Source organism: bacterium (Candidatus Blackallbacteria) CG13_big_fil_rev_8_21_14_2_50_49_14, assembly GCA_002783405.1.
Lineage (GTDB): Bacteria > Cyanobacteriota > Sericytochromatia > UBA7694 > UBA7694.
In genome coordinates, this window is the sequence record PFGG01000064.1 from 103,767 (window position 1) to 118,967 (window position 15,201).

General features: G+C 49.3%; 14 protein-coding genes. 5 read left to right on the forward strand and 9 right to left on the reverse strand.

Annotated features, from left to right (window positions below):
- Nucleotides 1-90: 90 nt before the first annotated feature.
- The 3 genes from COW20_15795 to COW20_15805 form a co-directional block, all read right to left on the reverse strand.
- Nucleotides 91-1,461, reverse strand: a complete 1,371-nt coding sequence (locus COW20_15795; GenBank protein ID PIW46383.1) for a hypothetical protein — start codon at nucleotides 1,459-1,461, stop codon at nucleotides 91-93.
- A gap of 161 nt (nucleotides 1,462-1,622) precedes the next feature.
- Nucleotides 1,623-2,426, reverse strand: a complete 804-nt coding sequence (locus COW20_15800) for a hypothetical protein (protein ID PIW46384.1) — start codon at nucleotides 2,424-2,426, stop codon at nucleotides 1,623-1,625.
- A gap of 60 nt (nucleotides 2,427-2,486) precedes the next feature.
- A complete protein-coding gene (locus COW20_15805) occupies nucleotides 2,487-2,954 on the reverse strand; it encodes a YbhB/YbcL family Raf kinase inhibitor-like protein (GenBank protein ID PIW46385.1) in 468 nt (155 codons plus the stop codon).
- A 170-nt stretch (nucleotides 2,955-3,124) separates the two neighbouring features.
- On the opposite strand from COW20_15805, the gene COW20_15810 reads away from it, so the two are divergent.
- The 3 genes from COW20_15810 (at nucleotide 3,125) to COW20_15820 (ending at nucleotide 5,928) form a co-directional block, all read left to right on the forward strand.
- Nucleotides 3,125-3,382, forward strand: coding sequence for a hypothetical protein (locus COW20_15810; protein ID PIW46386.1), 258 nt, complete (start codon nucleotides 3,125-3,127; stop codon nucleotides 3,380-3,382).
- A gap of 103 nt (nucleotides 3,383-3,485) precedes the next feature.
- A complete protein-coding gene (locus COW20_15815; GenBank protein ID PIW46387.1) occupies nucleotides 3,486-5,531 on the forward strand; it encodes a hypothetical protein in 2,046 nt (681 codons plus the stop codon).
- A 13-nt stretch (nucleotides 5,532-5,544) separates the two neighbouring features.
- Complete coding sequence (locus COW20_15820; GenBank protein PIW46388.1) at nucleotides 5,545-5,928, forward strand: DUF2237 domain-containing protein; 384 nt, start codon at nucleotides 5,545-5,547, stop codon at nucleotides 5,926-5,928.
- Between the two features lie 7 nt (nucleotides 5,929-5,935).
- Here COW20_15820 and COW20_15825 read toward each other — a convergent pair whose 3' ends face one another.
- The 6 genes from COW20_15825 to COW20_15850 all read right to left on the reverse strand — a co-directional run bounded on the left by COW20_15825 (nucleotide 5,936) and on the right by COW20_15850 (nucleotide 12,547).
- Nucleotides 5,936-6,583 carry a hypothetical protein gene (locus tag COW20_15825; protein PIW46389.1) on the reverse strand — a complete coding sequence of 216 codons (648 nt, stop codon included), beginning with the start codon at nucleotides 6,581-6,583 and terminating at the stop codon, nucleotides 5,936-5,938.
- A 94-nt stretch (nucleotides 6,584-6,677) separates the two neighbouring features.
- Entirely contained in the window at nucleotides 6,678-8,432 is a 1,755-nt protein-coding gene (locus COW20_15830; protein PIW46390.1) for a 2-succinyl-5-enolpyruvyl-6-hydroxy-3-cyclohexene-1-carboxylic-acid synthase, read from the reverse strand.
- A 10-nt stretch (nucleotides 8,433-8,442) separates the two neighbouring features.
- Nucleotides 8,443-9,570, reverse strand: a complete 1,128-nt coding sequence (locus COW20_15835) for a hypothetical protein (GenBank protein PIW46391.1) — start codon at nucleotides 9,568-9,570, stop codon at nucleotides 8,443-8,445.
- Between the two features lie 68 nt (nucleotides 9,571-9,638).
- A complete protein-coding gene (locus COW20_15840) occupies nucleotides 9,639-10,529 on the reverse strand; it encodes a hypothetical protein (protein PIW46392.1) in 891 nt (296 codons plus the stop codon).
- 99 nt (nucleotides 10,530-10,628) lie between these two features.
- Nucleotides 10,629-11,411, reverse strand: coding sequence for a hypothetical protein (locus tag COW20_15845; GenBank protein PIW46393.1), 783 nt, complete (start codon nucleotides 11,409-11,411; stop codon nucleotides 10,629-10,631).
- Nucleotides 11,408-12,547, reverse strand: coding sequence for a hypothetical protein (locus COW20_15850; protein PIW46394.1), 1,140 nt, complete (start codon nucleotides 12,545-12,547; stop codon nucleotides 11,408-11,410). Before COW20_15850 ends, COW20_15845 begins: the two co-directional genes overlap by 4 nt.
- A 357-nt stretch (nucleotides 12,548-12,904) precedes the next feature.
- Here COW20_15850 and COW20_15855 point away from each other — a divergent pair, with 357 nt between their 5' ends.
- Nucleotides 12,905-14,056, forward strand: a complete 1,152-nt coding sequence (locus COW20_15855) for a hypothetical protein (protein PIW46395.1) — start codon at nucleotides 12,905-12,907, stop codon at nucleotides 14,054-14,056.
- A gap of 131 nt (nucleotides 14,057-14,187) precedes the next feature.
- Nucleotides 14,188-15,168: a hypothetical protein gene (locus tag COW20_15860; protein PIW46396.1), complete on the forward strand. Its 981-nt coding sequence runs from the start codon at nucleotides 14,188-14,190 to the stop codon at nucleotides 15,166-15,168.
- Nucleotides 15,169-15,201: the final 33 nt, after the last annotated feature.

Below are 15,201 nucleotides of genomic sequence, written 5' to 3' on the forward strand. Positions count from 1 at the left end.
TTCTACACCTTGAATTGATTCCTCTATTGTAACAGATTCATCCTGAGGTATTTTTTGAATTGAAGTCACAGGGCCAAGCAGGAAACCTTTTCAGTGGGGATCCTGTCTCAAGATCAAGCTGAGCGTTTGTGCTTGCGTTTTGGCGCTCTGAATGTTGACCGTTAACGTGTTCTTTAATTCAAGCAATTGCATGATTTCTTGGCTTGAAAAACTGAGTTTCTGTTGATTCAAGCCTGTTTGAGACTTTATGTTTAAGGTGTTTAGGCTTTGGGGCGTTTGAACTGCAAAGCGAATGGATTCTTGGGGGGCTTGTTGATAAATCAATTCAAGCGTTCTGGTCTTGGGGGTGACAGAGCCTTGTGTTTCAGCATCAAGAATTCTGATTCTCTGCTGAATGGCTTTCAAACCTGATTTTTCATGTCCTTGAAGATCGAGCAGCCCCAGATGGTGATTGTTGGATTCTTGTTGGAGCACAGAGGTACCTTTGAGATTCAGGGGATAGTCGTACAAACACCAAACCATGGAGCCTGCCAATTGGGCCCGTTCAGCCTGCGCTAAAATTGAATTGTAATAATTGAACTGATGCGCTTCAGGATGTGGATCCCGGGGGTTGTTTGCCCAAGTATGGTAGCCGAATTCGCCCAAAACCAGTTTTTGATTTGGAAAACGCCATTGAAGTGCTTTGACGGTTTGGCTGAAAGCTTCTTCACGGCCATAATAGTGGAAAGTAAGATAGTCGAGTTCACGCGCTTCTTCGCCGATCTGATTGGAGTCTGCATAGGAGGCAGTAATGGGTTGCGGAACCAGATTTTGCAGGGTTTGGTGCATGGTTTGAATCCATTGTTTTACGGTTTCTCTGCCCGCGTGTGGATAATCCAAATCACTTTCATTTTTCAAATCCCAGGCCAAAATGGCGGGGTGTTGGCCCAGATTTTGGCTCAAAGCGATTAAATGCGCTTGGGCTTGGGCATAGTGTTCTGGGGCATAATCGCTGTATTGATCAAAAAGGGTGATCACCACTTTCAGATTGAGTGATTCTGCCTGATTGAGAAAGTTAGACAATTTGTTGAGCATGGCTGCTTGTGGTTTATCTTTGCCGAAAATATCATAAAAAACAAAAATCCGAACAGTATTGAAACCAAGATTTGAAATTTTTGCTAAATCGCGATGCACTGTGGATTCAGAATATTCAAGCCAGAATTTTTCCCAAGGTGCTGCTTGGGGATAGTAATTGATGCCTTTGATTTGATTCAGGCTCAGTTGCCGGTTTTCATGGAGCGGCATGGCAATGGCAGAGGCTGGCAGCATTTGGGTTGAAAACAGAAGCGGAGGCTTTGTCTGGCAGGCACTCAGGGCCAACATACCCAGCAAGCTAGAGAGAAATATACTGTCACTGTGACCCATAAATTTACAAACCCAATGGATGATTAGATTGTGAGAGTGGCATTTGAGTCTGTACATGGTCTTTGCCTTGCCTTTCTCTTTCTGAAAAAAGCATACAAAACGAAGGTGTGATTATTTCGCGCTCAATGTGAAAACTATGTCAGAAATGTGTTTTTGTAAAAAATAAAAAACCAAGAAAGAAATTAAGGAGGGGCCCACAGGCGTTAGGCCTTTTGTGCTCAGGCCTGTTCCAGGTACTGATCCAGCATGGCGAGACTTTCGCGCATTTTATCGCGTGTGCGGGCCAGGGTTTCGAGTTCGAATTGGTCAATATTTTCTTCGAGCATGCGCAATTGGTGCAAAAGTGAGCCCGGAACCCCTTTGATCAGGTTCTCGCGGTAGCTCGGATTTTTGTGTTTTTGAACCACGCGTCCCAATTCCCGTGTGGTCATGTCGATGACATTTTTGTATTCATTTTCATGCACCGGATACCGCTTGGCCAGAATATCTTTGCGTTCTTCCTGATCGAGTTGGGCGATCATCATCATTTTGGTGGTGCCCAAGGGTTCAAGGGTTTTAATTTCATCGGGCGACATATACGCGATGCGTTTGAGCCGGGTTAAATACGAATACTCAAGTTCATTGAAATAATTCAGGGCATAATCTTTAAAACTGCGGTAACCCAAGGCCAGGTAGAGCTTTTTTTCTTCAAGATAACGCAAATAAAAAGCGACCAGGGTGTTTTTCTTGACAAGATCCTGGGCCATGGAGCGAATTTCAAACGAAAGCCCCAAGGCATCACGCTGCTTCTTTTCGAGAAAATGCCCAAACAGGGTACGGGCCTGTTCTGGAATATCCACTCTTTGAAGCGTGGGCAAAGCCTGGGCGATCAGGCTTCTGTGGCGATCGAGAATTTCAGGAATGCGTTTTTTGACCTCGCGATAGGAATACAGCGAGATCGGGCGATCAGGCATGGCCAAACTGCCGGCTTCAATAAAGCTCAATTGTGTGGGTTCTTCAAGCGGAAGGGGTTCTGCACTCATGCAAATATTGTAACAAATGCCAGGATCTGCGCATAGTGTCTGTTTTGTCTGTATTAAAAATCAAGTGGAACGCTGATAGGTTCCGATCAGTTCTGTGTTGCCGAGTAAAACAGGTTGCATAGCCTGTTCCACTTGGGCGGCAGGGATTCCCGCTGCCAATTTAAGCGGGCGTGAAAGGGCGTATAGCTTGAAGAAATAACGGTGATTCTGGCCTTTGGGGGGAAAAGGGCCGTCGTAGCCCAGGGTGCGGTAGCTGTTGACGCCCTGGTTTGTGCCACTCATGGAGCGCAGGCGAGGAAAGCGTTCGGGCAATTCAGCCCATTGCACGGGGATATTGTAAAGTACCCAATGAATCCAAGTGCCACCTGGGGCATCGGGATCTGAGCAGATCAAGGCCAGGTGGGTGGTTCCTGCCGGTGGGTTTTTCCAGCGCAAAGGGGGTGAGAGATTTGCGCCCTCGCGTGTATAGTCAATGGGGAGTGGGGCTCCTGAGACAAAGGCTGGAGATTCAAGTAAAAAGGCTTGCATAGGGGTATTTTAGCATAGCTGTTCTGGGGGCGATTGCCTGCTGGATTGCGTTTATAAAAAAATTTCCATCCATTCAATTTTTTCCAGTGGTTTGAATTTTTCGTTGCGTATGATGAGTAAGACAGGCCGGAAAGGCTGTTTCGATCAATTCAGAAAAGAGCGTTTTGAACATGGCTAAATTGAATCCTGCGACTGAAACCCTGAGCACATCTTCACAGGCAGCCCATCTGCAAGTGGAACAACTCTTTGTTTTGGGGCATCAACTGCTTGAAATGGGAGCCTATTCGCTGGCCCGTGAGTATTTACAAGCCCTGAAAATTCAGCAACCGCAGCAGGGCCGTGTCGAATCACTCTTGGAAGAAGCGATTCGGCGTGAATCCATGGTGCATGCGCAAGCTGAAAGAACCTGCCCGAGTTTTGAGTGTTAAACGGCTGAATTTCTTTTGCTGATTTTGCAAGTCTTTGGCTTGGTCTGCTTGAAAAGGCCTTGTATACTATAAACAATCAGCAATTTATTCAGGTTATCTGCCCATGAATTCCAGAATCCGTCTTCTGACCTGCTTGGCCTTTGTTTTAGCAGGTTGCAGTACTGCTTCACCGCCTCTGACCCCGCCGCTTTCACAGGCTCCCGCAGCCCTCACGGCTCAGCGTGAAGCGATTTCAGCGATTGTGGGCGATGCTCCCAATTTTGCCGCCAGTTCCAATGGCGACTTCTTAACCGTTGTTTCAGGGCCCGATGGCCGTGGCGCAAAAGCAGGCGCTTTGGTGGAACTGTATTGGCCCAATCTGGGCGAGGATCATCTCTGGGATGCCTATAGCGGCGTGCGCTATAACGGAAAATTTTATTGGCTGCATCAGTTCAAGCTCGAAAAGCAATGGGTAGAGCCCGATAGCGATATTGTGGTCAGTCGTTTTCTCAGCCCCGATGGTAAATTGCAGGCCGAAAGCCGGGATTTGGTGCTGCGTGACCAGCCTGTGCATACCCGCAATTTGACCCTGAGGAATCTTTCAGGTCAAGCACTTGAAGACCTCTCCGTTTATTTTTATGAGTTTTTAACGGCCAATCTTTTGCCCCAGGGCGATCATCTTGCGTTTTTACCTGCTTCGGGCAGTCTGCATCATTATGACCAAAACAGCCATTTCGCGATCGGCCTGGAAAAAGCCCCTGCTCAGTTTCAGTGTGGGGGTGTGCAGAATCTTCTGACCCGCGCGAAAGATGCCCGTCAAGATGCACAAGATGGCAAACTGACAGGGAACTCCCAAGTCTCGGCCTATGTGGGCTTGGGCGTGAATGGAACTCTGGCGACGGCTCCTGTGCGTCTCGAGGCTGGACAAAGCTTAAGCGAACGCAGTTTTATCACGGCTGGAAACTCGGTAGAAGCAGCGCAAGAGGCCCTGCAAAGAGCGCGGCAAACGCCTTGGCCGGCCATGGTTCAGCAAAATCAGGTTTTCTGGCGGGATTATCTAGCCAAAACCCGCATGCCCGCCCATCTCAGTGTTGAAGAGCAAGCGGTTTATCGCCGTGCCCTGATTGTGCTGCAACAAAATTCAGCCCGGACAGGCGCTCATATCGCCGCTCCCACCAGCACCAGTCCTCCCTACCGTTTTTCCTGGCCACGGGATGGCAGTTTTATTGCCTTGACACAGTTGCAAACCGGGCACCCGGAAGAAACCCGCCGGTTTCTTGAATTCATGGCCAAGGCGCAAAAAAGCAATGGGGGCTGGGCGATCAATTACCGAACCGATGGTCGTCCCTGGTATGATTTTGGCGATCGCCAAAATGAGCACGATGAAGTGGGAACCATCCCCTGGATGATGGTGGAATATGCCCGCCAGACAGGTGAGTGGGCCTGGCTTCAGACCCAATGGCCTGTGATTCAGAAAGCCTGTGAGTTTTTGCTGCGTTTTCAAGACAGCCGCACGGGTTTGATTGGCCCCACACGCGATTTGTGGGAATTGTCGACCTCTGATTCCTGGACCTATAGCAATGCCGCTGTTTTTGCCGGTTTCAAAGCCGGAGCAGAGGCTGCCCGTCGCAGGGGCGAAAATGCAGCAGCACAGCGCTATGAGGCTGCTGCTGAGCGGGTCAAACAGGGAATTTATCAGTATCTTTGGGTGGAGCAGGGCGGTTATTATGGCCGGGGGTATCACCTCGACAGCCGCCGTCAGGATCTCAAAGTAGAAGCTGCCAATCTGGCCTTGGTCTGGCCTTTTGGGGTTTTTGAGGCCCAGGACGTGCGCATGCAGAAAATGGCTGAAAAAATTATGACCGATTTATCCTCTGCGCAGGGGGGGATCCGGCGCTATACCGGCGATCGCTATTACGATGGTCAGCCCTGGCCCGTGACCACTTCCTGGATGGCAATTTATTATGCGCGTTTGGGCAAACCCGAACTGGCGCGTAAGCTTCAAGCTGTCAATACCCGGTATGCACAAATGACAGGTTCCCTGCAATTGGGGGAACAATACGATGAGAAATTACAGCGCTGGGTTTCTGCCACGCCTTTAACCTGGAGTGAAGCCAAGTATATTCTCTCGGCCCTGGCGCTTGAAAATCCAGCCGGACTGAAACCCTGACAGGAGCAAATCGATGATTATTCGCAATGTATTAGGCACCAATCTTGAACCCTGTTGCATGAATCCCATGACGGGTTTTTACCGAGATGGTTTTTGCCAGACCGGCTCAGAAGATATGGGCAGTCACGTGATTTGTGTAGAAATGAGTGAAGAATTTCTTGCCTTTTCTCAATCACGGGGCAATGATTTGAGTACCCCCGCTCCGGCTTTTCAATTTCCGGGGCTTAAGGCGGGGGATCGTTGGTGCCTCTGTGCCCTGCGTTGGCGTGAAGCGCTGGAAGCTGGTTTTGCGCCCAAGGTTGTCTTGGAATCGACCCATGAATCGGCACTGGAATATGTCAGCCTGGATGAGTTAAAAGCCTATGCCGTGCCGCGGCATGAAAAGTCTCAGCCCTAAGCCGGGCTTACCACTGAACGTGATCACCTTTTGAGGTGAAACGTTTGACGCTTGAATCCTGACCGGTATAACCGACATTAAAATGCTCACCTGCTTCATCTGGGAAAAACTGGATTTGAAAGGGGCCTTCTTTTAAGACCTGTCCATTTTCACGATCAAAGATTGCAAAATCGCCATTGGGAAGATCCACGCGCACGTGATGTTCTGGCGTAAAGCTGATTTGACTGGGTTTTTCACCTTGGATATGAAAAAATACGTTTGGAAATTTTCCGGGCGAGGGGATATTAAAGTTCATATCCGTAAAATTCAAAGTATCGCGTTTGCCCTCGTGCTGACGCAGCATGATCGCCAAACCCTGGTCTGAGAGCAAATAGTAATAATTGCCTTCTTCCATTTTGACATGGGTAATTTGCACGCCAAAGGCATTGCGTGAATAGGTATAGTTCTCACGTTGTACCACTTCAATCGGGGGCAATTCAGGTTCAGCCTTTGAGAAAACCGCCGCCAAAGCCGGAATTGAACCTGTCTTTGCTGATTGCTTGAGCTGATCCTGGGGGGCCGCCTGAGAGGGGGCAAGGGGCTGAGGGGCAAGGGGACGGACGGTTTGGGTCTGCAGCGCAGAAATGGGAGCGCTTCTCAAGGCTTGAATCTGCATAAAATAACCTCAGCTTTGCGATATCTTAATCCTATTTTAACTTATCGTTCAAGAGAGGTTTTTCTTGCTTGTTTATGCAAAATCTATTCAGGTTTTAGGTTTCACCGCGTAAGCGTTCACCAATTTGGCGATGAATTTCCTGGTGAAGGCGGAAATTGGCCTCGCGCTTGGTCTGGATTTCGATCAGGGTATGTTGTCGCGTTTCAACAGCGGTTAAATAAGCGGTCTTGAAATCTTCAAGGGTCTGAGGCTGTACATAGTTCAAGCCAAACATTTCAGCGGCCCCTTTGAACTGAAAGCCGTGGGGGGTTCCAAAATGGCTTTCAAAAACATCCTCTGCCTGGGCAATCGGTAAAAAGGAGAAAATGCCACCGCCATCGTTGTTGATCACGATCAGAATCAAGGGCTCTTGGGCTGTCTTGACCAGGCTGAGGGCATTGAGATCATGCAAAAGTGCGAGATCTCCCAGCAAAAGCGTGGTGAGGGCTTGGTTGCCTTCTCCCAGACCGAGGGCTGTCGCCAGATTGCCATCAATACCACTGGCGCCCCGGTTGCCAAAGATGCAGGCTTGGGCAGGCATGGCAGAAGCGAACATATCGAAGTCCCGAATGGGCATGCTGTTTCCAATCATTAAAGCCGAATGGGAGGGCAAAATCTGTGAAAGCTGGCGTACCAAGGCGGGTTCGCTGAGCATATTGTTTTGATCCAAATGCTCGCTTAAAACCATTTCAGCTGCTGCTGAACGGTTTTGTAAGGTTTTGACCCAAATCCGGTTGATACTGGGTTCCAGTTGTTTTGCAAGTGCCTCACAAAAACTTGGCAAATCCGCAATTAGGCGTTGGCTGATTTGGTGCAAACTGTCGTTTCGTTCAGAATGGTTGCAGACACGGAGATATTCTTCCTGGCGGTAAGATGAAATATATTCATTCAGTCGGGCTGAAGTCATTTCACCGCCCAGGTGCAGAATGACCTCTGGGCGGCATAGGTTTTGAAATTCTGGGTGCACCAGCAGGGGGTCAAAATGATTGACTTTTTCAGTTACGCGTGGGTTGTGTGCCAAGCCTGAAAGTATGTCCGCAAAGACAGGCCAGCCCAAGGTTTGAGAGAATTGAAGGATGGCTTCTTTTTCCTGATTGTTTTTGAGGCGACCCACCAATAAGAGCCCTGTCCGGGCGGGGTTTAATTTCTCAGCTAATTTTTCTAATTCGGCCGGATTTAAATGTAAATGCCCCCCCTGGTACTGGGTATAGGGGAAAGTACCTTGGGTCCACGGCAGAATAGAATCCAGGTAATGTACTGGAATCGGGCTGGGCAGGGGAGCCAAGGGCTCTCGAAAATGACAGTTGATTTGAACAGGCCCGGTTTGGGCCTGAAACAGTGCTTGATCGAGGGTGGTTAAAACCATTTCAGGTGGGATTTCTAAATTGGGGCAGGGAAGGTCAAAGGACCAGCGCAGATAATCTGAAAAAATGCCGATTTGTTGGATGGCTTGATTGGCCCCTGTATGGAGCAGTTCTGGTGGGCGATCTGCGCTTAAAATCAAGAGCGGCACCCTGTCCTGAGAGGCCTCAATCACAGCTGGTAAATAATGGGCAAGCGCACTGCCAGAGGTGCAAATCAGAACTGCGGGCCGACCGGTGGCGCGAGCATACCCCAGAGCATAAAAAGCAGCAGCGCGTTCATCCAAACAGATTTTGCTTGTGAATTTTTCATGCCGTGCTGTGGCGACTGTTAAGGGGGTGGAACGAGAACCGGGTGAAATACAGGCGTACTCACACCCCCAACGCGCAAGTTCCTCAATCAGGAGGTTGGCCCAGGTCAGATTTAAATTTTCAGTTTGCAGGTTCATGTTTTATTCTCTAGCATTCATTTTTCCCCAACGGGATCTCTTCCCTCAGTGTACCCGAAACGGGGAGTTCGGTCACCCTACCGGGCTTAAACAGCAGGCTCAATTCAGGAGATTGGCTGAATTTCCAAATCTTGCCATCAATATAATAATGGAAGAGGGTCAGCATGCTGAAGGGGGTGAACAGCAAATAAAAGAGAGATTGAGTATAGCCTAAAATTTCGATACAGCCTGCAATCAGGCCATAGAGCAGGGCGGCTCCAAGCCAACGCCAGGCAATCCAGCGTATTTCAGGAAAGCGTCTTTGCTGGTAAATGGCGATAAAACCATGGTACTGCACATTGTGATAGGCCGTCTCGAGTGCTTCAGCCACTAAAAAAGGCACACTGGCGATCACGAAAATACAAAAATGGGTCAAGAGTGCCATGCCCATCACCAGCAATTTGGGCAGGTTGAGGGCCTCTCCCTGGCTGGCGAGATGCAATTGTCTCAAAATAAAAATCCCAAAGGCCATCCACCCCAAGGCGATTGCCAGATTGCCGATTTCTTCAGGAACAACCGGAAAATAACCAAAATGGGAACCATACACCGTCAGACGGGTGAGGGGCTCATCGCTCAACTCCACATAGTCATAGACCACACAGGCCAAAAGGGCAATTTGCAGGCAAAGACTGTCAAGTCGGTGATCCAGGCTGCGTTCAGGTTCATTCAGACTGTGGTATAAGCGTACAAACCCATGGTGTTGGCGTACAATATGCCAGGAACCATAGAGTGAAACCAAGCCAATTGCCCAGGGCTCAAAGCCACTGGATTCAAAGAAAAATCCTGATAATAGTATCAGGGCCAGACCCCAGGTATACAAATGGGGATGGCGTTTAAATTCAATCGGGTCGGCATGGGTGCGAGAGAAGGTTTGAAAAATATGGGGTAAATCGAGCAGGGCCGTAAAAATAAAATAGGTCATCAAGACGGCTTGCCCCGTGGGATGGTAGCCCCAGCGCTTGAAGAGCTCATACAGTCCCCAGAAAGCAAAACTGAGTAAACCAGAAAAAACAAACAAACTCAAGTCATAGCGGGCATTGACCAGCCATTGTGCTTGAAAACGCAGTTTAGATTTTGCTTGCGGCAGCTGTTCAGGCATGCGACCTCAATCTATTCACAAAAAAGGCTGCACCTGGGGAAGATGCAGCCTGTAGAGCTAAAACAAATTTAGTTGTCTTGGGGTTTGTGGCTGGCGATCAGATTGAATCCTGAGAGGAATTCCTGGCCAACAAAACTTTCTTTGACCTGTTTGCCTGTCCAGGCGGCTCCACGGTAAACACCGTAGCCAACTGCGGCGACACCACCAGCAGCGACACCGGCTGCTTTGGCAGTGAGTTCGAGACCTGCCAGCGGCGCATAGACCACCATACCGGCTGCGCCTTCAATCGACTGAGCTGCGCCATCAATCACGGTGCCCATGCCTTGCCCAGCTTGAGCAAAGCCTTCGCCCATATTCTGCATGGGGGTTTTGCTGTCATAAACCACGCGGCCGCCGGTTAAGGCGATTGCGGCACGACCTGTGCCTTCCAGAGCACCGGCAGGTGCATAAACTGCAGCTTTGCCAACACCGTAAAGGGTTTCGCCCATGCCTTGCGCTTGGGTGGCAGAACCTTGCCAGAAGCGGTTAAAAGAACCTGCAAATCTTTCAGTAAAACGAACCCGGCCATTATTGGCGGGAGGGTTGTTGACCGGGCCATTGACAGGGGGTTGAAAAGGTTGGTCAAAGACGGGAGCTGTGCCATTGGGAGCGCCATGAGCGGGTTGACCGGGGCAAGGCATTCCGGGCTTGGTGGGGATCGGGAAAAAGGGCTGAGGAGCGGCTGAAGGGCCTCCCATGAAATATTCGTCTTGGCCCACTTTGACAAAATGAATTTCTTCTTTGGGAACACGGGGAGAAACATTCAAACGGCCCGTGTCGAACTGCATATGAGAGACATCGCGTTGAATCTGGGTATAAACGGGATTGTTGCCACGTGCCAAAGTCTGAACAGTCTGAGGTGTATATCTGAACTGAAAATTCCCTGTTTCGGAGGGTCTGTAAGCGGCTACGGCTGTCATGGTTATTTTCCTTCCCCAATTTAAACGCTTCTAAATCTTGAGTTAGTCTCTACATATACTCTATAGACAAATATTGATTTAACTTACGTCAACATTGGTTTAAGAATCAGTTAACTCACGCCAGAGGATTTGGGCCAGTGTTGCCAGCCAAAGATCAGATGTCGCCTCGTTTTTGAGCTGATCTGTGAACAAAGCCATGACGATTTCATGCTGAGCATTGTGAAGGTAGCCCACATCGCTGCGGGTACCCGGTAGCTCACCGGGCTTATTGGCCACCAGGATCGGGGCAGAAAAAAAATGGGGAATTTTTTCGAGATCCTGCTGTTGGTGCAGGGTTTGAAGAATGGCCTGAAGGCCCTGGGAGCCAGGTTCTGTGACCTCGCCTTTGACCAGTTTTTTCATTAAGCGACACATTTCTGAAGGGCTTGTCCAATTGTCGATGCCTTGGGCCCGTGCTTCAAGATCCATCATGTAGCGTTCGATTCGGGTTGTTTTGAAGCCGTTGGCATTCAGCCAGGCTTGAATCCGTTTCAGACCCAAGCGCTGAATCAAGAGATTGGTGGCTGTATTGTCGCTGATAATGATCATTTGCCGTGCAATTTCATCCCAGGGAATGGCACTGCCAGGGGCGATGTTTTCAAAATAAGGAGAATCTTCAACCCAGTCTTGGCTTTGATAAAGATACTCAGTTTCAGCAAAGTGACCCTTTTCACGATCGGCCCAGTAGAGTGCCAGTACAGGGATTTTGATCGTGCTGGCTGATAAGAAGCGGCGATCTCCATGGCATATTTTTTGGCCCGTATGCAGGTTTTCAGCGCAAAATCCGGCTTGACCCTCAAGTTTTTCAAGATGTGCACGCAGGCAGGCAGACAAAGGGCTCATGATTCGTTGGGGGGGCTCTCTGTTTCAGGGCTGTTCAGTCTCACGATTAAACGTATGCCATCATGGTAGCCCAACCCAATCTGAAGCAGTTCCAAGAGGGTCAGAGTCAGCACTATCAGCAGCGGAGCCAGCACGATGCCTAAAAAGCCAAAAACTTTCAAGCCGCCCAGCACGGAGAGAAAGAGCACCAGGGTATTCAAGCGGTTGTCTTCACTGCTGACTGAACTGATCAAGATCGGGCGCAGGATATTGTCGATCGTGCCCACGACCAGAACGCCCCAAACCACCAGTATAATTGCTTTGACAGGGTGTCCATTGAAAAAGAGCCAGAGGGCGGCGGGCCCCCAAACCACCGGTGGGCCGATCAGGGGCAGGAAAGACAGCACAGACATGACCACACCCCAAAGAATAGCAGAAGGCACCCCTAGAACCAGAAAGGCCAGCCCGCCCAAAAAACCTTGTGCACAAGCCGTACCCACCGAGCCAAAGATCGAAGCCTGAATCACTTCACGCATGCGGCTCAATACCAGATTTTTATACTCTGCTTCAATCGGGATCAGCGATTTGATAAATTCAAGAAAACGTTTGCCATCACGAAACAGAAAAAACAGATTAATCTCGATGAGGGCCAAAAGTACGAAAATGCCAGAAAAAGCTTTGAAAAAACCTTTCGAACTCTCCAGCATGATTTGACTCAGACTTTTCAAAGCGTTCATGGCAGTGGCTTTAAAATCGAGATTTTCAATCCTGACATATTGGTTAAATAAAGCTTGGGCTTTGAGCCAGAGGGGGGTTTGCAAAAGGGGATGTTGCAGCAGGGTTTCTATATCTGTGGTTTGCACTGTTTTAGAAAGATTGATTGCGCCTTCGCTCAAATCCTGAAAGAGCAAAATCAGCAATAATGTCGATGGCAAGACCAAACCCAGCGTTATGCCCAAACACATACTGAGAGAGACCAGTTCAGGTTTTTGGGGGAATTTTCCCAGCAGTTTGGCATAGAGAGGATAGCTAAGAATGACGAGAATGCCAGCCCATAGCAGAGATTGAACAAAGGGTTCAAAAATCAGATAAAGCTGCCAGAGCAAAAAGCCGAGCAACAGGCTGACAAAGAGGGTAAAAAAGAGTTTGCGATCCATGATTGAGATTATAGCCAGTTTAAAATAAATCGTCTGTTGAAACAATCACAAGCCCGATTTTGCTTGTCGAATCTGTCTGATATGCGATAATCAGGGCATTTTGCCTACTTCTGCTTGCGGCTGGCTTTGTTGGATGACCAGCATTTGGTTCGGTACCGGATGCGATTCAGAGCTTCGAGCACCATCAAACGACGCTTGATTTTTTCCCCAAGTGTAAGAGTTAACTTGAGTTTGGCTGTTATACTTGTAGCTGAGTGGTTTTCAGACTGCTTAGACATACTCTATTTAGTACAACAAGCATCTCAATCATCACCTCTAAAACCAAGGTCAACTACCCCGCTATTAAGGTGCCACGCAATGAAAATCTATACTCGCTTTACTCTCGCTCAGGTGCCTTGGCCAGCAACGGCTGACGGGGATTATGCCCGGCGCTTTTTGACGCCCTTGATGTGCGATGGCACGATCAAATATTTCGACAATATTGATGCCGAGATTCAACTGCTTGAGGCCGATGGGCAGATTTTTCCGCTGGTGTTGGGTAATCTCAGGCCCGCGAGCCGGAATTCCTATGTTGCTTCGCCGATGTCGCATTATGTTGACTATGGCCGCGAAGAGATGGAAATCGAACTCAAAAATTACCCTTTGCTCAAGGCATTGCTCAAGCCCCTTGTCAATGTGCTGGAGCAGGCCTTTCGGGCCTTAAAGCTCGAACAGGTTGTGCTGGTCAATAACTGGCTGCTCTCGACCAATCTTTACCCGGCCTTTGAGCCAAGTAAACTCAAGGCCATGACGCAAATGCTGATCGCGGCTTTTCCTGATCGGCCAATCATCTTTCGTTCAGTCAATATCGCCCTCAATCAGACGATTTTTCAGCAATTGAGGGCCCTCGATTACGAACCTGTCTTCAGCCGCCAGGTCTATATTCTCGATCCGGCTAAAAAAACCTATCTCAACAAAGATTCCTACAAGCGCGATCTGCGCATTCAGCGTCGCAGCGACTATGTCTGGGAACATCGTAAAGATCTGTCGGGCCGCGAAATCGCCCATCTGCGCCTGCTCTATGACGATCTGTATCTGCACAAATATTCCAGTCTCAATCCCCAGTTTAATACGCGATTTATTACCGCAGCGCTGGAGCATGACTGGCTGCAGATGGCCTGGCTGCGCAAACCCGACCAGGAATTGCCGGATGCGATGATCGGCTGGTTTGAACGCGATGGGGTGATGACTGCTCCGCTGGTTGGTTATGATCGCGACTTGCCCGAAAAAGTAGGCCTCTTCAGGCTCTGTACGCTCAAATTGTTGCAGGAAGCCGTGCAACATGGCTGGATTCTGCATCAAAGCTCAGGGGTTTCAAAGTATAAAATGCATCGTGGGGCCGAACCTTCGATGGAGTATAATATGGTCTATTTCAAACATTGCCTCCGGTTGCGCCAGATCCCCTGGCAAACCCTGCGGCTGCTGACCGACAAGTTGTTGATTCCGATGATGGAGAAGTTGGAATTGTAAAGGGGGTAGGAAGCATGGGTTAGGGAAGAAGGAGGGCGACTCAAGTGCCCCTTTTGAGGAACAGGATTCATTTGGTGGTTTAGTGAATAAATGGATGGGAGACTGGGAATATTCAGCCTAATTTGTTAGATATGCTCTGTTGTCCGGCTTGTCCGGGTGAGGCGGATTTGCTGTTGCAGGTTCAGGAGCGAGATGATCGGGAGGTTAGAATGGGGGCGTTGCTTTGTTCGCGTTGTGGGCAGAGCTTTCCGATTGTGGATGGGATTCCCCGATTGTTGATTGGCAAGGAGTCGCAGGAAGTCAAACAGGCTTTTAGTGAACAGTGGAAGTTGCGCTATGGCGGGTGTTTTGAAAAGGAATCACGGGTATTTTGGCTAGAGAACAGCGAATCAGTCAAATATCTGAGTGAGAGCCTGATTCAGGCTGTTCAGCCGGGCGACTGGCTGCTCGATGGGGGCTGTGGCAGCGGCGAAAAATCCCGTGAACTGGCCCGTTTACATCCCCAGGCGCAAGTTCTGGCAATGGATATTTCTGAGACTTTGCCGGTTTTGGCCGGGAAGTCACGCGATCTAGCCAATTTGCATATTATCCAGGCCGATGTCAGCCACCCACCGCTTAAAAGTGGCCGCTTTGCCCATATCGTATCGATCGGCGTATTGCACCATACGCCAGACACGGCCAAAGCCTTCCGAGCCCTGGCACCATGCGTTAGGCCGGGCGGCAATTTGGTGATCTGGCTTTACCCGCATCCGACCGAAAGCCCTCTGTATCAGAGGTTTTATTATTTTGTGCGCGATCGCCTGTTTCGAAAGCAGGGCCATGCAATGCCTGCGCTCAAACGCCTGACCCTGCTGCGGCTTCTCTGCCTGCCGGTGTTTTTGCTCTTGCCCTTGTTTTTATTGTCCACAACGATTCAGAAGGGTTTTTACCAAAAATTGAGTCTGCGAGATCTGTACCATGGCCTGGTATTTTTGCTCTATGACGATCTGGCACCGCTCTATCAGCATCGCCATTCGCGTCTGGAAGTTCGCAACTGGTATTACGAGAGCCAGTTTGAAAAAGTCAGCGAGCTGCAGCTTGGGTTGTATGTGGGGCGAAGAGTAGCTGCTTGATTTATTTTTAGGCATTTTCCGGTTCTAGAACAG